4 protein-coding genes are annotated in these 2,335 nt (G+C 65.2%); 2 read left to right on the plus strand and 2 right to left on the minus strand.

What is annotated here, in order from left to right:
* Window positions 1-32: 32 nt before the first annotated feature.
* Together BRAO375_RS21010 and BRAO375_RS21015 are read left to right on the plus strand one after the other, a co-directional pair.
* Entirely contained in the window at window positions 33-347 is a 315-nt protein-coding gene (locus BRAO375_RS21010; RefSeq protein ID WP_009029453.1) for an ArsR/SmtB family transcription factor, read from the plus strand.
* The gene (locus BRAO375_RS21015; protein WP_009029454.1) at window positions 340-876 is read left to right on the plus strand and encodes an SRPBCC family protein; all 537 of its coding nucleotides are present in this window, start codon (window positions 340-342) and stop codon (window positions 874-876) included. Before BRAO375_RS21010 ends, BRAO375_RS21015 begins: the two co-directional genes overlap by 8 nt.
* Window positions 877-883: 7 nt before the next feature.
* Here the strand turns inward: BRAO375_RS21015 and BRAO375_RS21020 are convergent, their stop codons facing one another.
* Window positions 884-1,306, minus strand: coding sequence for a hypothetical protein (locus tag BRAO375_RS21020; RefSeq protein ID WP_009029455.1), 423 nt, complete (start codon window positions 1,304-1,306; stop codon window positions 884-886).
* A 116-nt stretch (window positions 1,307-1,422) separates the two neighbouring features.
* Window positions 1,423-2,199: a DUF2189 domain-containing protein gene (locus tag BRAO375_RS21025; protein ID WP_009029456.1), complete on the minus strand. Its 777-nt coding sequence runs from the start codon at window positions 2,197-2,199 to the stop codon at window positions 1,423-1,425.
* Window positions 2,200-2,335 lie beyond the last annotated feature (136 nt).

Raw genomic sequence — 2,335 nt, forward strand, 5'->3', positions numbered from 1 at the left:
CAAGCAACCATATGGTTGCCTATTATCTTCCCATGGACGAGGTCTTCAAGGCGCTGGCGGACGCATCGCGCCGTGCGCTGCTGGACAGGCTTCATGCGCGGAACGGCCAGACCCTGACCGAGCTCTGCGACGGCCTCGCGATGACGCGGCAAGCCGTGACCAAGCATCTGACCATACTTGAGGCAGCCAACCTGGTGACGACGCGCCGGCACGGCCGCGAGAAGCTGCATTTCCTCAATCCGGTGCCGATCCATCACATCGGCGAGCGTTGGATCAGGAAATTCGAGCGGGCGAAGCTGGTCGCGCTCGGCGAATTGAAGAAGCGATTGGAGAAAGGCGATGACTGAGCCGAGCCACGCGGTCGACATCTCCCAGTTCAAGCCGGAGACCGTCTACACCATTTACATTGCCGCCAGTCGGGAGAAGGTCTGGCAGGCGCTGACCTCCGCCGAGTTCAGCCGACAATATTTCTTTGGCTTCGCCGTCGAGGCGGACCTCCGCGCCGGCGGCGCCTTCATCGTCCGTGCGCCCGATGGCTCGGAGCACATCAGCGGCGAGGTGATCGTCTGCGAGCCGCCGGTGCAGCTCACCATCACCTGGGACGTCAACTGGCCCGGCCTCGTCGCGGCGCTCGGCCGCACGCTGGTCACCTACGAGATCGAAGCGGCCGGCGACGCCGTGCGCCTCACCATGACCGAAGCGCATGAGCGGCCGCTGTCGGACGACATTCTGTCCGGCGGGCGGCAAGGCTGGCCGGCGATCCTGTCGAGCCTCAAGAGCCTGCTTGAAACGGGGAAGCCGCTCGCCGTGAAGATGGCGCCGCCTGCGCGCATGCTTGCGGCATTGAAGGCGCTTGGCGTCGCATTGCCCGGCTAGCCAAGCCCTAAGACACCGCCGCGATCTGCGGGATGCAGGCCAGCACGCCGCCGACCTGGACGGCGTTGCTGAGCATGCCGCCCCAGTGCAGCCAGCGCAGGCGGCGCACCGCGGTCGCATCGCCGGAATCCCGATCGCGGATGCGCGCGTCCATCCGTTGCAGAAACCAGCGGCGCGACAGCAGCGCAAACCCGGCGACCGAGCCGATGCCCAGGGCGAGCAGGGAACGGCCATCCGCCAGAACGGCGAGCGTGCCGATGCCGCCGGCGATCGCGAGCGCCACAAAGTAGGAATCGAACATGCCGCGCAAGAGCCGCGTCACCGGCACGATGTCGAGCCGCACCAGCAGAAAGGCCGGCGCGGCCAGCAGCAGATAGAACATGGGCAGCAGCAGGATGATGGTGGCGAACAAGGCGATGTTGTCTGGCATCATCCTTCCCCGGTGGTGGCGCTGGTCGGACATCTGACGGCTCGCCGCGCCTTGCACCAAGCATACGCGGCAGCGCCTTCGTCGGTATGCAACCTTCGTCCCGGCCTGCTCTGCCGTCAGGCCGGCGCGACGATGCGGCGATAGAGATGCCAGGTCGCATGGCCGAGCACCGGGACGGTCACGAGCAGGCCCAGGAAGTAGGGCAGCGCCGAGACGATCAGCAGCACGGTGATGACGGCGGCCCACCCGATCATCGGCCCGGGACTGTTCACGACCGCGCGCACGCTGGTGATCATGGCGGTGACGAAATCGACGTCACGATCCAGCAGCAGCGGAAACGACACCACGGTCAGCGAGAACAGCACCAGCGACAATGCGGCGCCGTCCAGATTGCCGATCGCCAGGAACAGCAGGCCCTCATTGGTGGTGAGCACCACCGTCATGAACTCCTTGAAGCTGGAGAACGAAGCGTTGAGCCCCAGCAGCAGCGCGATCAGCAGCCTGATCTGGTACATCCAGATGACGAAGAAGAACACGGTGACGAACGCCATCCAGGCGATTTCGGCACGCGAGGTGATCGTCCGCCAGATCGCCCCATAGGAGATCGGCTGGCCCAGCTCGCGGCGGCGGCTGACCTCATAGAGGCCGATGGCGACGAACGGCCCGATCAGCGCGAAGCCCGCGGCCAGGGGGTAAGCGAGATAGACCATGCCGAAGGCGGTCACGCACAGCACGATGCTGACGCCGCCGAGCACGTAGATCAGGCCGAAGGCAAGGCCGAACAGCGGCGCTGCCTGAAAATCCCGCAAGCCTTGCGTCAAGGCCTCGGCTATGTCGGCCGTGGTGATGCGGCGCACCACGGGATCGGATCGTCCCGAAACGGATGCGGTCATCGGCGGTCCCTCCTGACTGTTTTATTGGAACCGATGCTAACAGCGGGAGGGCGGGGATTTCAATTTCAACTTGTGAGCAGAGGTCGCAGAGGTGGCGTCTGCCCGCTCTTTTGGATGCCGATGTCTGCAACAGAGG

This window comes from Bradyrhizobium sp. ORS 375 (genome assembly GCF_000239775.1).
GTDB lineage: Bacteria > Pseudomonadota > Alphaproteobacteria > Rhizobiales > Xanthobacteraceae > Bradyrhizobium.